Source organism: Neobacillus cucumis, assembly GCF_016908975.1.
Taxonomy (GTDB): domain Bacteria; phylum Bacillota; class Bacilli; order Bacillales; family Cytobacillaceae; genus Neobacillus; species Neobacillus cucumis.
Map to the genome: position 1 here is coordinate 225,036 of NZ_JAFBEX010000001.1, position 12,921 is coordinate 237,956.

Below are 12,921 nucleotides of genomic sequence, written 5' to 3' on the forward strand. Positions count from 1 at the left end.
CAAAACGGAAACCTTTATAAATCGCTATGAAAGGTTTTTTTCAAGGAATGAATTTTTAGATTCTGTCCTTCATAAATTGAATAAATTCTCTTACCACTGATAGTTCGACTGTGGATTCCCTATAATTCATCCAGCTCTCCATGATATATTCTTCTTTTGCCATTTGATCTAGTTCGATTATATGGACAGGATCACTCGGCTCTAGACAAAACGCTGGTACAAAGGCAACACCTAATCCATTTATCACCATCCGTTTGCCTGTTTCTACATAATCTGTTTCCATCGTAATCATTGGTGCGGTTTTAAACATAGCTGGCCACCAGTTGGTGAACACCTTTTTGATGGACGGGGTTGCAATATAAATCATATTCTCGGAAGGCAAGTCTTGCAAAGTCATTTCTTCTTTTGAAATTAAGCAGATTTTGCTACTATCAATTAAAACCTTTTACCCCGCACTCTCGATACCGATATGGATTTCCCCTTCTTCCAATAGTTTCATGATTTCGATACCTAACCCTGTTTGGAGTTGAATTTTCACTTTCGGAAAGACCTTGTTGAAACTGGCTATAATCGGCGGGAACTTTGAAATGGCAAAGTTATTCGAAACCCCAAGCCTTAAAGTTCCTTGTACATCCTCGGCCAAATTTTGGACTTGATCAATCATGCTATCCCTGTCATGTAAGAGCCTCTTAGAATTTTCTACTAGAAATTCCCCCTGCAGCGTGAATTGGACACCCTTATTTCCCCTAATCAAAATCGGAATATCTAAATCTCTTTCCAACTTATTAATTCGGTACGTTATGGCTAGCTGTGAAAGATATAAACGTTCTGCTGCCCTTTTTATATTTTTCTCCTCGAATAGAATTTGCAATATGTCAAAATCCCGAAAATCCATATCCTCACCCACTATAATTTCTGTTATAAAATATTTTTTGTATTTTTAATAAAAAATCAATATTTTCATTGATAGCGATTTCATATTAGTATGATTGTATTTTACTATTGTCATGGTCGGTGCCTGTCACCTCTTTTACGTTTTTCATGATGAGTATCATGGTTAAAATGAAAATGATGTTGATGATGATGATGAGGGCAATAATGACTGGGTTGATGTGTATACCTGTTAGGACTTGTAGAATGACCATGGCGGTTAGGGCTGTTAGTAGGGTTGTATCTTTAAAGGTAATTATAGCTGCTAGGAGATAGCCAAATGGTTTTCGTTTCATGAGTAAAGTGGCAGCAAGGACTCCCACCGGTACCACAAAGCCAAGGTCTAATGCTTGGATGATTAGGGTGGTGTAATGTTCTAAACCCTCGGGTGCCGTATGGTTTATCAAGGACGGAACGACTTTCCCAAGCCACATCAATCCAAACACAAAAGAAACAACAAATAAGAAACCGCTGATAAATTTAACTGGAAGTAACTCTTTAAAAACACGTGGCAAGCTCGGAATATCCATGGACATCATCGTTATGGTAAAGGCAAAGAAACTAGCCGACATGATCATCACATAAACAAGAAACATGGGGTTATACATAGAGAGGAATGAATAAGAAGCGTAGGTATATAAGAAGTAGCCAAGTGTTCCTGTTAGAAGCAACCTCCCCTTCACCAAACCTCTTTTAGTTAAAATAAGTGCAAATATGAGCAAAGGAATGCCTAAAAATAAGGTCACATAATCCTGTGCGATAGTCTGTGTGGCCATTGCAATGGAATCGTGCTGATAGAGTCCTTTTCCATAAATCGGCACACTTTCCCCAAAAATAGACTTAAATTCATATTGTCTCTGACCTTGGTTTTTAACTATAGCAAAGGCAGCAGCAACAAAAGAAAACAGAGAAATCAGTACGACCAATAACTTATCGACTGTAGATTTTTCATCTTGTTCCCTCCTTTAATCATCCTCACTCCCATCGTAAACCAAATAGTTCCTTTTCTCTAAGAACACACTAATTTTTCACAAAAAATTCGGAAATTTCTCCTACTTATGTTAGGTGCAAATCACGGATTTTCAAATTCAATCCTGAACAGGTTATACTACATTTTAATAAGCCTTTTTGGAGTGAAAACAAATGCCGAATTTTGATAAAACCCATGATCCACGCCAAAATAAAGTGCTACTTGAACAAATGGCTGGAAACAGGCTAGATTTAGATAAATTGATCCATGAATCTTTATTGCTTGGATCATGTAACAATTCCATTGTACCTAAGCCCTTCGGTACCCCCTCCGTATCTATTTCTAAAAAACTAACTGCTGAACGGTATGAAATTTTAGAACCAACACAAGTAATGCTAGACCATCATGGCAATGTTATTCCCGATTGGAAGGAAACCCTAGATAAAGAATATAAGCAATTAGATGAAAATACTAAAAAAGAAATCAATGTAGTGGATTGTGGTGCCATTGGTGATGGAAAAACAGATTGTACCGCTGCTTTTAAAAAGGCAATCGGAAACGGCAGAGTTAAGGTACTTGTCCCCCCTGGAATCTATATCACGAAAGGGATTAGACTGCCATCCTGGACATGGCTTATTGGCTCAGGAATGGGCAAGACCACAATTAAACTTCACCAAAACGCTTCTAAGGGAACAAGATTAATTACAAATGCGAAACATTGGAAAGGTAACCATCACCTTTGCGTTCAGGGAGTTAGTCTAGATTGGAATGTCGAAAGGCTCGGCGCTGTACCTAAAACAAGTACAAGGGGGAACCATTCCAGCTGTTTAACCTATGCAAATGTTACCTATGGCTGGGTGAAAGACGTGGAAGCCATCAATCCTGGTCTTCATTGTTTTGATATTTCTTCAACAATATACAATTATGCTGGTGACGGATATCGAGCTCGGGGCGGCAGTAAATACATTTGGCTAGACCATTTGACTGGTTACGGTTTTGGTGACGACGGAATCACAACACATCACAGTGATTATATTTACATCTCCAATTCTCATATGTGCGATCCAAGCGGCAGAGCCCATCAACAAGGCTTCTCTAATTCAAATGGATTTGAAATTGATGACGGTTCACGGAATGTTTTATTAGTGAACAATTCAAGTGCCAGATGCTTTGGCGGTGTAGAGGTAAAGGCTCATGAGAATTCCTCTGCAGCATCAAATGTCACAATCATTGGCCATATTTCGATAAATGATAATCGTTCGTTTAACTTCCGCCATATCGGCCATCATAAACTGAACGATTCGGAATCGAAAAGTGCTTATCATATTACTGCTATAAACCTCGTTTCAATTGCACCCGTTTTTTCTGATTTATATCAGGATTCTACACCACGCGCCATGGTGATCTCTGCCTATAAAAATGTTGTGATAAACCATTTTACCGTTATTGGGGATCCTGAATACGACTTTAGGGGCAACCCGGTGATTGCAGTGCAATATCGAGCAAGAAATGTGATTTTGAATAACGTTACGATAAAAAATTTCAAAAACCGCGGGGCAAGCATTAAGGTTTTTGGTGGAGAGAACCGCGCTGATTCCATTAAAATACAAGACTGCTCTCCAGAAGACATTGTGGTAGGGTCAGGCGTTCAAGAGATTATCATCAAAACAAAAGGAGCGAATTGAAAAAAGCGTCAAATCTTATTTTTGACGCTTACCTTCTTTTTCAATCACTATTTCATCTACCAGCTTTTCAGCCAATCTTCGGTATAAATTACTCATATGAACAAGGGACGAAATCATAAGTACCTGTTCCAAATACCCAGCATCTTCCTGGTTAGCTTTTGTAACTTGCTCTTTTACATCTTCCGTTAGCTCTTCAATATCTTCCATAAATTCAACAACATTCTGGCTAGTAAGTTGTAGGTGACTCGAATAAAAAGTATCTAAATCCATTCCTTCATTCATCATCTTTTTATTAATACCACTTAGTGTCACTTTTATATCATTTATGGAAAGAGCCCCCTTCAGCTGATAAATTAGGCTCATTAATATTAGATGCTCTTTCGAATATTTTTTATTTTGAATCGGAAAAATTAATTTTCCTTTTGCATAATTGTTGATCATGGTTTTAGTCAGAATCTTATCTTCTTGATTCCGTTTTGTGTCGTTAAATTTATTTTCAAACAATTGAATAACCTGGTCCATATATAAATCAATGTTAGGTATTTCATCCAAAGTTAAATTAGTTTCAAGAGCTAACGAATCGACGATATGTTTGATATTTTTCATTTTATAAACCCCACTAACTTAATCGATAATTTTATTATACATAATAAGTTAAAGATTGACTAGGTGTTGTTTTATTAGTATTATTATAAGTAGTTATCGAAACTACATAATGTGTTAGGAGGTAAATAAATGCATCAATACATTCGGGAACCCATAAATGGATTAACCCATTTAGCAGGAGCTGTTTTATCGTTCGTTGGCTTGCTGGCAATGGTCATTAAAGCGGCGATGACAACCCCAACTCCGCTAGCCCTTACAGCTGTGATTATTTTTGGGGTGAGTATGATTTTGCTCTACTCCGCATCGGCAACCTATCATATGGTCATTGCACAGGATAAGGTCATCGCCTTTTTACGCAGGCTAGATCATTCGATGATTTTTGTCTTGATTGCGGGAACGTATACACCATTTTGTTTTATTAGTTTAAATGGTAAAACAGGGGCCATGTTATTTTCGATTATCTCTGCTGTTGCGATTAGCGGTGTGGTGTTTAAAATGGTTTGGTTTAAATGTCCGCGCTGGATTTCAACAGTCTTGTATATTGCAATGGGCTGGATGGTTGTATTTGTTTTCTCTCCACTATCTGGAAGTATAAACCCCAACGGCTTGTATTTGCTTATTATCGGAGGTATTTTCTACACCATCGGCGGAGTCATTTACGGGGCAAAACCAAAATTTATAGAGACTAAACATTTAGGCTTCCATGAGATTTTTCATATTTTCATCTTACTTGGGACCTTAGCGCATTTTCTATCCGTTTACCTATACGTCATTTAAACGCCACTTAAACAGGGCGTTTTTTATTTTGCAAAAAGGTTACTTTTGGATATATTTCCCTCTCTAACTCGTCGAGGTGTCCTCATGATCACTTCATGAGGACAGGGTACCCTCTCCAAGCTCATTGGGTTGTCCTCATGAACACCTCATTTGGATTAATTTTCCCTCACTCAACAGTTTGTCTGTTAAGTTCCTCCACCAGCACTCGAGCATGATTATAGATAGGCTCCTTGGCACCATACAAAAGTGTCACTCTACCCTCAGCTGCCAACTGAAGTATCTGCCCTACCAAATCACGTTTCTTTTCATCACTGCGAAGCTCCTCGAGATACCTGCTGCGAAACTCTTCGAATAGTTCGGGTATATGACAAAAAGACTTCCGCAACTCATTACTCGGGGCAACCTCCTTAAACCAATAATTCAACTTCACAGCATCCTTCGAGATCCCCCGAGGCCACAGCCGGTCCACCAAGATTCTGCAGCCATCCATCTCGTCATATGGTTCATAAACCCTTTTAAGGAAAATATTACACATATAATCACCTCACTCTGTCTCTTCCACACGGACAGTGTCCACGAATGGTGCCTGACACCACGCCAAAACTAATCTTCATCCTTTACGTCGATACTTTCTGGAATCGGTTCGTTCAGGTATTCCTCAACCAGCTGTTTGTATTTTTCAACTTGCTTTAGATGGGTGGCAAATTGATCTTTGTAGATGAGGTACTGTTCACCATCAAACAGGGCACGAATTTTCTTTAGTTGGATGAGGCTCTTGACCTTCCCCTCTGGTACCGATAAATACTCTGCAGTTTCTTTTATAGTTAAATACACATCCATAACTCCTTTTAAAACAAATTAAAGTTTAAATCCAGGCCGATGATTTAGGAAGTTCTCATAAGCAAAGCCTCTTACCTCTTCTTCCTTAAACTGCTTCAACAATTCATTAATCAAATTTTGACTTTTTGAGGCATCCTCTAAATCAATAACAAAAGTAGAAATTCCATCAAAATCTGAACCAAGTCCAATTTGCTTCACGCCGCCTAATGAACAAAAATAATCAATATGTTTAATCAGATCTGAAATAGTGGTCACTCCACTTTCCTTAATAAACGGAGGATTATAGACCACATGAATTAACCCGCCCCGCGCAAACATCGCTTTCGCCTGTTCATCCGTTAAATTCCGGGGATGCTCGCAAAGAGCACGGGCATTGGAATGACTGGCAATCGGATACTTCGCTAATTCGATAACATCCCAAATCCCATTATCACTAAGATGAGAAACATCTGTCAGGATCTGATGCTCGTTATTAAACGCCACAATCTCCTTACCAAACAAGGTTAATCCCCCTCCGCGCGGTTCACCAGCGCCATCAGCAGCCAGATTCGCTTGATTCCAGGTCAATCCCACCGAGCGAACCCCAAGCTGATAGAGAATATGAAGCTTTGCCAAATCATTGCCGATTGGATCAACACCCTCAAGAGTTAACATCGCTCCAATTTGTCCCGGTTGCAACCGGTCAAAATCAGACCACTCTTTAATATGAACCATATCCGGATTTTTTCCGAGCACTTCCTTATAAAAATAATCAATTTGCTCAAGTGCCACTTGGAATTTCTGATCACCTTTGATGTCCGGCTCAATAAAGATTGCAAAGCATTGAACTTTGACTTGACCGGCCTGTAACCGTTTCTTATTGGTATCAAGTTCTTCGGCATCAGCAAATCGTAGTACGCCTCTACCCTCTTGGAGTTTCATCAATGCATCACAGTGCAAATCGATAATATACATATTTTCCAAAACTCCTTTTTATTTAAATTTTATAATAAAAAAAGCCAAGTATAAAAAATACCTAGCCTCTCATTTCCTCAGCCATCCTTTTTACCTTTGGCAGGACCTTATCCCAGATTTCGGCACTTGCATCGCGGTACTTCGCTCCATCTGTCATCGTTGAAAAATCCCCTTGCAGAATATGGAGCGTGGTCTGTTCCTCTTCTTCCGCTAGTTGAAAAGTAATTCCATCTTCGTCTGTGACAGCTGGCCTTTCCTCCATACGAACATCAAATACAGTAAATCGAAGAAGTTTATCTCTCTCTACAGCGGTTACATTTCCTTCCACAATCACGGTCCCATCCTGACCCTTCCAATAAACCGGACTGCCTAGCTCCCATGTCGATTCAAGATGAAACTGCGGCCCGCCGCTTGAAAATTCCACCGCCCATTGACCATTATACTCACTAAGCGTTAAAACATCCCAAACTATTGTTGCAGGAGCATTAATTTCAATCGCCTTGTCCACAAATAACTTTGTCATATAACCCTCCAAAACTTGTGATATTAATAAATCTATTATACTTCACTCTGCTCTAAAAAGAAAAAATCGGCGATGGTTCACCTAACCAAATGCCTATTAATATTTTCTAAGAAAAACAGGATCTAGTTTTAAGATTCTCCGCCGAATGATTTCATGACAGATGGATTGCACCTTTTCAATCTCTTGGGTCGAACTCGCTAATATCCTTAGGGCAAATCCTGGAACAGAAAGCATCGCAAGACCAATTCTTACTGTCGTGAATGCTTCGCAAACTACTTGCAGCTCATCCACAATTTCTGTATTAACCCGATAATCAATCACAGTCATTGATCCAAAATGAGTGTAACCCTCCAACATACCAAGCATGTTAATATCTTTATCATTCTAATTTAATATGATCAAACATTACCAGCCTATTTTCCATATAAATTTCCATCTTTGACTGGAGGAAATCATATTGAAAATAGGTACCATCAGGGGCCCAGCCCGGGGTGAAAATATCTAAGCAAATAAAAGATGCATCTTGCTCCATCCTAACAACCATGTTTTGCTTATAGCGTGCATACTGATAGGCGATTACCGGGTCTGGCAAGTATTCTAAGACACTGCCACTATTCAAATAGATATGGGTCTTCTGTAGAGGCGGGCAATTCCTAGTTTTATACACTTTTGTTGATGATTGTGTCGTCGCAACCGCTCTTGCAGCCTCATCCACACTTATGTCAATTTAGTATCTCCGTCAACATACCCTCCACCGGGATTCATGATATAGAAATAAGCCTCTCCGCTGGTCGTAAGGTACACAGGTCGCGTTATTTTAAAAGCTCCCTCCGTATAGGAATCTTTTAAGATTGTTTTCTCTCCCTTTCTTACACTTTTTAAGCTTAAGTATCCAGTCAGGACTTCCACCTATTCTAAACCTGCCAATAATACATTCCTTTTGATCCAATCCATAACTTGGTCTAGACCTGTATCCGTCTTTAAATTGGTAAAGATAAATGGCTTGTTTCCTCTGGCTGTCTTTGTATCTGCCTCCATGACCTCCAAACTAGCCCCCACATAAGGAGCTAGATCAATCTTATTTATGATAAACAAGTCGGATTTAATCATCCCCTGACCGCCTTTACGTGGAATTTTTTCCCCTTGGGCCACATCGATAATGTAAATCGAGAAATCGACCAGTTCCGGACTAAAGGTAGCAGCAAGATTATCACCGCTACAGACTTACCATCTCTTGCTCCTTCCATAATCTCGTACGTTATCAGTGCAACTGCTTCCGGGTAATTGAGTTTTAAACCTCGATCCTTACGGCGCCTAGCTAAATCTGCAGCCACAACAATCATTAATTTTTCCTGCTCTCGCTGGGTAAGCTTCATTTCCTTTACCTCTCTTCCTTCATTACAGACAGACACCCATTTTTTCATTTGTTACTCCATTTTGATCGTCATAAATCACTTTACCTCGCAGCATTGTCTTTTTAACCCTTGTTGAAAATACCCGACCTTCATAAGGAGAATAGACATTTCGAAATCCAAAGGACTCCTTACTCGCAATAGTTGTTTCATCTAAGGAAATGAAAACTAAATCTGCATCTAATCCTGGGCTAATTCTGCCTTTTCTGCCCGCTATCCTAAAGCGGTCTGCCACATTAGAGGTTCCTAAAGGCAAAATCTGTTTCAGAGGAATTTTTCGTTTTAGCGCCTCATCTAACATGGGAAGCCACGTAAATTGAACCCCTTGAATACCACCCCAGGCATCCCATATACTATTGGTTTCTTTCATGGAATAAAGACATGGTGAATGATCGGAACCAATCGTATCAATCATGCCGCTTGCCATACATTCCCACAATCCCTCCACCTCTTTGCGCGGTCTTAAAGGAGGTGCACATTTAAGAATAGCTCCTTCTCTAAGAAAATCTTCTTCATCAAAAACCAAATAATGGGGACAGGTTTCAACGGTTACATTTACACCACTTTTTTTAGCCTCCTCGATGAGACCGATTACCTTTGGTGAACTGATATGAACAAAATGAAGAGCTGTGCCATATTTAGCGGCCAGCTCTAAGGCATAGCTTACTGCCCTTTCTTCTGCTAAAATAGGCCTGCTTGCTAAATAAGCAATACGTTCATTCCGCCATGGATGCTGCTTATTAATCGCTGTAAGTTTAACAATATCCTGTTCCCATTCTGCATGAAGGGCAAGGATTTTTTCATGCTCTTTTGCCGCTTGCATCGCTTTTTTCAAATCCTGGGGAGATAAGTGTTGAAAATCATCAATTCCACTCTCACTCATAAATGACTTCCAGGCAATCACACCCTCACTCATTTGCGCTAATTCTTGTCTATTGTGAAGGTTAGTAGCAGTCATTCCGCCCCAGAGAGCATAATCAATATGGGATAAAGAGGTTAAATACTCTTTCTTGTTAAGTAGATTTTCTAAATTAATCGTAGACGGAGAACAATTCAGCGGCATATCAAAAATCGTGGTCGTTCCACCCATTGCAGCAGCTCGGCTCCCTGTCTCAATCCCTTCCCATTCCGTTCTCCCGGGATCATTAAAATGAACATGGGCGTCAATAAATCCAGGAACCACGAGGCAGCCGCTAGCATCAATCATATTCTCCTTGGTCTCAAGAATGGGACCTGCTTCCCCTTCAACAAGATCAGCAATTTTATCGTCCACAATTCTGATGGTCATCTCCTGAAAGCCGTCTCCAGTAAAAACCAAACCATTCTTTACTAATAGCTCGGTTATTTTCTTATCCTCCTTAACTTCATCTGTCAGCACTTTTGTCATCTGATCCATCACTCCTCGATGTTAGTAACCTCTTTTTCTTTTAAGCTTGCAATCGCCTTTTCAACGGCTCGAATGATTCCACCATATCCCGTGCAGCGGCATAAATTCCCTGAGAGGGCTTCCTGAATTTGTTGCCCTGTCGGATTGGAATTGGAATCCAGCAGAGCCTTAACGGCCATAATCATCCCTGGGGTACAATAGCCGCATTGAAATCCTCCTTCTTCTAAGAACGCCTTTTGAATCGGGTGAATTTCCGCTCCCTCTAATCCCTCAATCGTGCAAATGGATGCATGATTGACCTGATATGCCATAACCAAACAGGAGTTTACTAGTTTGCCATTCAAATGAACGGCACAAGCACCACAGCGGCCAATTTCGCAGGACATTTTGGTTCCAGATAACCCCAAATCTTCTCGCAAAATATCCATTAGTCTTGCTGCAGGTGCTGTCTGTAATCGATGCTGGACACCATTAACCCTAAGTTCAAGCTCTATTTTGGTGCTTTTCGGCTGTAATTCTTCTATACTCTGGGTGACATTCTTCATATCCATTGTTGCATCTCTCCTAAACTGACAGATTTCAGTAGGAATTCAGGAGAAACAGGTAATTTGTTCACCCAGCAGCCCGTCGCATCATAAATCGCTCGAACGATTGCCGGAGCAACCGCAACCGTCCCAATTTCTCCTACCCCTCTTGGTCCAAATGTGTCACCTTCCACCAATTTTTCAATCGCCTCAACATGTGTTTTATATGGAACATCACAAATGGTCGGAATAAAATAGGTATCAAAATTATCGGTTAAGTAGAGTCCCTTCTCCATAATGGCTTCCTCCATCAAGGTGTAACCTAAGGACATGACACCTCCGCCTTCAATTTGACCTAGATACCCCAGAGAGCTGACAACCGGACCTGCTGCCACCGCTTGGTCGATGGCTCCTACTTTTACCTTGCCTGTTAACAAATCCACTTCAACTTGGGCCATTACAGCTGCAAAGGCATACAGATAATGGCTGCCACCAACCGTTGCATCAGGACTTGTTGGAAAGTTAAACGAAGTATGGATAGTAATGGAATGACCATTTGGCATTTTCTCTGCCAGCTCTGTAAAGGTGATACAAGGACTTGATCCCTCCATATCACCACTCCTCCATAATCCGCCCGGTCCCATTCGAAGCAGGTCTGAAGAAATTCCTGTAATAAGGTGTGCAAGTTCAAGAATCTGTTTCCGAAAGGAATCCTTCATTCTTTGCAGTGCATGCCATACCATACTGGTGGACCTGGAAGCAGTCGATGAACCGCTGACCGGTACCAAAGTGGTGTCCCCTATCACAATCTTAATATCTGTTTCTGTACACTCGAATTCTTCTATTAATAGAGTTTCAATCACAGCCAACAGACCTTGACCGCACTCTTCAAATCCAAATGCTGCCTCAATCTTCCCTCCTTTTGTAAAAGAAAGCCGGCCCCCGGAAGGATCGATGCGGTTGATACCAAGTCCTCCTCCGTGCATCGTAAGGGCGATCCCTGTCCCTCTCACCCTCCATTTATCGGGTGTTCCCTGTTTCCAGTCCTTAGCCTTCTCTTTAGAGACGCGTTCAATTGCTTGAAGAACGTCTAATGCTCCATTTGTGGGTGCTATTTTTTGACCTAATGGACCTGGATCTTCAGGCCTCCTTATATTTCTTAAACGGAATAAAAAAGGGTCCATGTTCAGCTTATCGGCAAGCCGGTCCATTTGCCCCTCTAATGCAAAAGTGATCTGATTCCCGCCAAAGCCGCGAAACTCACCAGCTACACCGTTATTGGTAAAAACAGATAATCCCTCGATCTCAACGTGAGGGATCATATAAGGACCTGGTGCATGCTCAACCGCAAAATCTAAAACAGCCGGACCTAATGTGGCATAGGCCCCAGTATCGGCAATAATTTTCACCTTATGTGCAAGAATATTTCCCTCTCGATCTACTCCTGTCTTCATCGTTATTTTCATAGGGTGGCGTTTAATACCGGCCCTGACAGATTCTGGTCTGCTGTTATGGATCTTTACAGGGCAGTTTGTGACGAGTGCCAACAGCGCCCCATAGGGTTGAATATTTAATTCATCCTTCCCTCCAAAAGATCCACCCATTGGACTCGAAACCACCCGAATATCCGTTTCTGGCATATCAAGAATTCTCGCCAATTGGAAACGATCCTTAAAACCATGCTGCGTACCGACGTAAACTGTTAGTTTCCCATCTGGTTCTGGAACAATCACACCGCCCTCTGTCTCCATATACGCATGCATTTGTCTTGGTAACTCATAAGTTTCCTCGACGATAATCGCTGAATCTTGAAAACCTGTTTCCACATCTCCTTTTTGATAATAGGGATGATGAAGAATATTTCCTCCTGGATGAAGCAGCGGAGCATCCGGCTTCAAAGCTTTTTCAGGACTATCAATTACTGGAAGCTTTTTATACTCTACCTCCACTAAACGTAAAGCCTGTTCAGCCCTTTCCTCTGTCTCTGCTGCAACTGCTACAAGAGCATCTCCGACATACCGGACGCGGTCTTCACAAAGAACTGGCTGATCTGGAGAAATAAGTCCAAAGCCGTTCAACCCAGGTATATCCTCGTATGTCACAACGGCCCTTACTCCAGGGAGTTTCCTAGCTTCCTCGACGGAGATGGAGAGGATCTCGGCATGTGGCTCCCTGCTTCTTAAAACTTTTCCATACAGCATATTAGGAAACGATAAATCAGTCAGGTATTTCATTTTGGCGGTTACTTTTTCGTGACCATCAGGGCGTACCCTTCTTTTCATCTCTGATAGGCTGGTTTGTATGCTCATAAGA

The 12,921-nt window shown here is 41.0% G+C and carries 14 protein-coding genes and 3 pseudogenes; 2 read left to right on the forward strand and 15 right to left on the reverse strand.

Going from position 1 to position 12,921, the window contains the following annotated elements:
- Window positions 1–55: 55 nt before the first annotated feature.
- Window positions 56–895 (reverse strand): annotated as a pseudogene (locus JOC76_RS29725) (LysR family transcriptional regulator).
- An 85-nt stretch (window positions 896–980) separates the two neighbouring features.
- Entirely contained in the window at window positions 981–1,856 is an 876-nt protein-coding gene (locus tag JOC76_RS01025; RefSeq protein WP_205175368.1) for a hypothetical protein, read from the reverse strand.
- 217 nt (window positions 1,857–2,073) lie between these two features.
- Here JOC76_RS01025 and JOC76_RS01030 point away from each other — a divergent pair, with 217 nt between their 5' ends.
- On the forward strand, window positions 2,074–3,585 hold the full coding sequence (locus JOC76_RS01030) for a glycosyl hydrolase family 28-related protein (RefSeq protein ID WP_205175370.1): 1,512 nt from the start codon (window positions 2,074–2,076) through the stop codon (window positions 3,583–3,585).
- Window positions 3,586–3,600: 15 nt separating this feature from the next.
- Here JOC76_RS01030 and JOC76_RS01035 read toward each other — a convergent pair whose 3' ends face one another.
- Entirely contained in the window at window positions 3,601–4,191 is a 591-nt protein-coding gene (locus JOC76_RS01035) for a DUF1836 domain-containing protein (RefSeq protein WP_205175372.1), read from the reverse strand.
- A 129-nt stretch (window positions 4,192–4,320) separates the two neighbouring features.
- Here JOC76_RS01035 and trhA point away from each other — a divergent pair, with 129 nt between their 5' ends.
- Window positions 4,321–4,968: a PAQR family membrane homeostasis protein TrhA gene (trhA, locus tag JOC76_RS01040; RefSeq protein ID WP_205175373.1), complete on the forward strand. Its 648-nt coding sequence runs from the start codon at window positions 4,321–4,323 to the stop codon at window positions 4,966–4,968.
- 166 nt (window positions 4,969–5,134) lie between these two features.
- Here trhA and JOC76_RS01045 read toward each other — a convergent pair whose 3' ends face one another.
- From JOC76_RS01045 to pucD, 12 genes and pseudogenes are all read right to left on the reverse strand, one after another.
- Window positions 5,135–5,503 carry a DUF488 domain-containing protein gene (locus tag JOC76_RS01045; protein WP_205175374.1) on the reverse strand — a complete coding sequence of 123 codons (369 nt, stop codon included), beginning with the start codon at window positions 5,501–5,503 and terminating at the stop codon, window positions 5,135–5,137.
- 68 nt (window positions 5,504–5,571) lie between these two features.
- Window positions 5,572–5,802, reverse strand: coding sequence for an excisionase family DNA-binding protein (locus JOC76_RS01050; RefSeq protein WP_205175375.1), 231 nt, complete (start codon window positions 5,800–5,802; stop codon window positions 5,572–5,574).
- 24 nt (window positions 5,803–5,826) lie between these two features.
- Entirely contained in the window at window positions 5,827–6,762 is a 936-nt protein-coding gene (locus JOC76_RS01055) for a dipeptidase (protein ID WP_205175376.1), read from the reverse strand.
- A 61-nt stretch (window positions 6,763–6,823) separates the two neighbouring features.
- Window positions 6,824–7,285: an SRPBCC family protein gene (locus JOC76_RS01060; protein WP_205175377.1), complete on the reverse strand. Its 462-nt coding sequence runs from the start codon at window positions 7,283–7,285 to the stop codon at window positions 6,824–6,826.
- A gap of 96 nt (window positions 7,286–7,381) precedes the next feature.
- Entirely contained in the window at window positions 7,382–7,642 is a 261-nt protein-coding gene (locus tag JOC76_RS29730; RefSeq protein ID WP_239557464.1) for an urease accessory UreD/UreH family protein, read from the reverse strand.
- A gap of 22 nt (window positions 7,643–7,664) precedes the next feature.
- Window positions 7,665–8,000 (reverse strand): urease accessory protein UreD, encoded by a 336-nt coding sequence (locus JOC76_RS29735; protein WP_307784673.1) that lies wholly within the window; start codon window positions 7,998–8,000, stop codon window positions 7,665–7,667.
- 2 nt (window positions 8,001–8,002) lie between these two features.
- Complete coding sequence (locus tag JOC76_RS31055; protein ID WP_504739412.1) at window positions 8,003–8,194, reverse strand: urease accessory protein UreD; 192 nt, start codon at window positions 8,192–8,194, stop codon at window positions 8,003–8,005.
- A pseudogene (locus tag JOC76_RS01070) lies at window positions 8,195–8,500 on the reverse strand (GTP-binding protein); the annotation flags it as partial.
- Window positions 8,491–8,661: pseudogene (locus tag JOC76_RS01075) on the reverse strand (urease subunit gamma); the annotation flags it as partial. The pseudogenes JOC76_RS01075 and JOC76_RS01070, both read right to left, overlap by 10 nt.
- 22 nt (window positions 8,662–8,683) lie before the next feature.
- Window positions 8,684–10,093 carry an allantoinase AllB gene (allB, locus tag JOC76_RS01080; protein WP_205175378.1) on the reverse strand — a complete coding sequence of 470 codons (1,410 nt, stop codon included), beginning with the start codon at window positions 10,091–10,093 and terminating at the stop codon, window positions 8,684–8,686.
- On the reverse strand, window positions 10,093–10,635 hold the full coding sequence (locus tag JOC76_RS01085) for a (2Fe-2S)-binding protein (protein WP_239557465.1): 543 nt from the start codon (window positions 10,633–10,635) through the stop codon (window positions 10,093–10,095). Before JOC76_RS01085 ends, allB begins: the two co-directional genes overlap by 1 nt.
- The gene (gene pucD / locus JOC76_RS01090) at window positions 10,626–12,917 is read right to left on the reverse strand and encodes a xanthine dehydrogenase subunit D (RefSeq protein ID WP_205175379.1); all 2,292 of its coding nucleotides are present in this window, start codon (window positions 12,915–12,917) and stop codon (window positions 10,626–10,628) included. Before pucD ends, JOC76_RS01085 begins: the two co-directional genes overlap by 10 nt.
- Between the last annotated feature and the right edge of the window lie 4 nt (window positions 12,918–12,921).

What these genes read in the sequence shown, in the direction of transcription:
- JOC76_RS01030 (WP_205175370.1), top strand. Translation starts at nt 2,074, where the DNA reads ATGCCGAATTTTGATAAAACCCATGATCCACGCCAAAATAAAGTGCTA.
- JOC76_RS01035 (WP_205175372.1), bottom strand. Translation starts at nt 4,191, where the DNA reads ATGAAAAATATCAAACATATCGTCGATTCGTTAGCTCTTGAAACTAAT.
- trhA (WP_205175373.1), top strand. Translation starts at nt 4,321, where the DNA reads ATGCATCAATACATTCGGGAACCCATAAATGGATTAACCCATTTAGCA.
- JOC76_RS01045 (WP_205175374.1), bottom strand. Translation starts at nt 5,503, where the DNA reads ATGTGTAATATTTTCCTTAAAAGGGTTTATGAACCATATGACGAGATG.
- JOC76_RS01055 (WP_205175376.1), bottom strand. Translation starts at nt 6,762, where the DNA reads ATGTATATTATCGATTTGCACTGTGATGCATTGATGAAACTCCAAGAG.
- JOC76_RS01060 (WP_205175377.1), bottom strand. Translation starts at nt 7,285, where the DNA reads ATGACAAAGTTATTTGTGGACAAGGCGATTGAAATTAATGCTCCTGCA.
- JOC76_RS29730 (WP_239557464.1), bottom strand. Translation starts at nt 7,642, where the DNA reads ATGTTGGAGGGTTACACTCATTTTGGATCAATGACTGTGATTGATTAT.
- allB (WP_205175378.1), bottom strand. Translation starts at nt 10,093, where the DNA reads ATGGATCAGATGACAAAAGTGCTGACAGATGAAGTTAAGGAGGATAAG.
- JOC76_RS01085 (WP_239557465.1), bottom strand. Translation starts at nt 10,635, where the DNA reads ATGGATATGAAGAATGTCACCCAGAGTATAGAAGAATTACAGCCGAAA.
- pucD (WP_205175379.1), bottom strand. Translation starts at nt 12,917, where the DNA reads ATGAGCATACAAACCAGCCTATCAGAGATGAAAAGAAGGGTACGCCCT.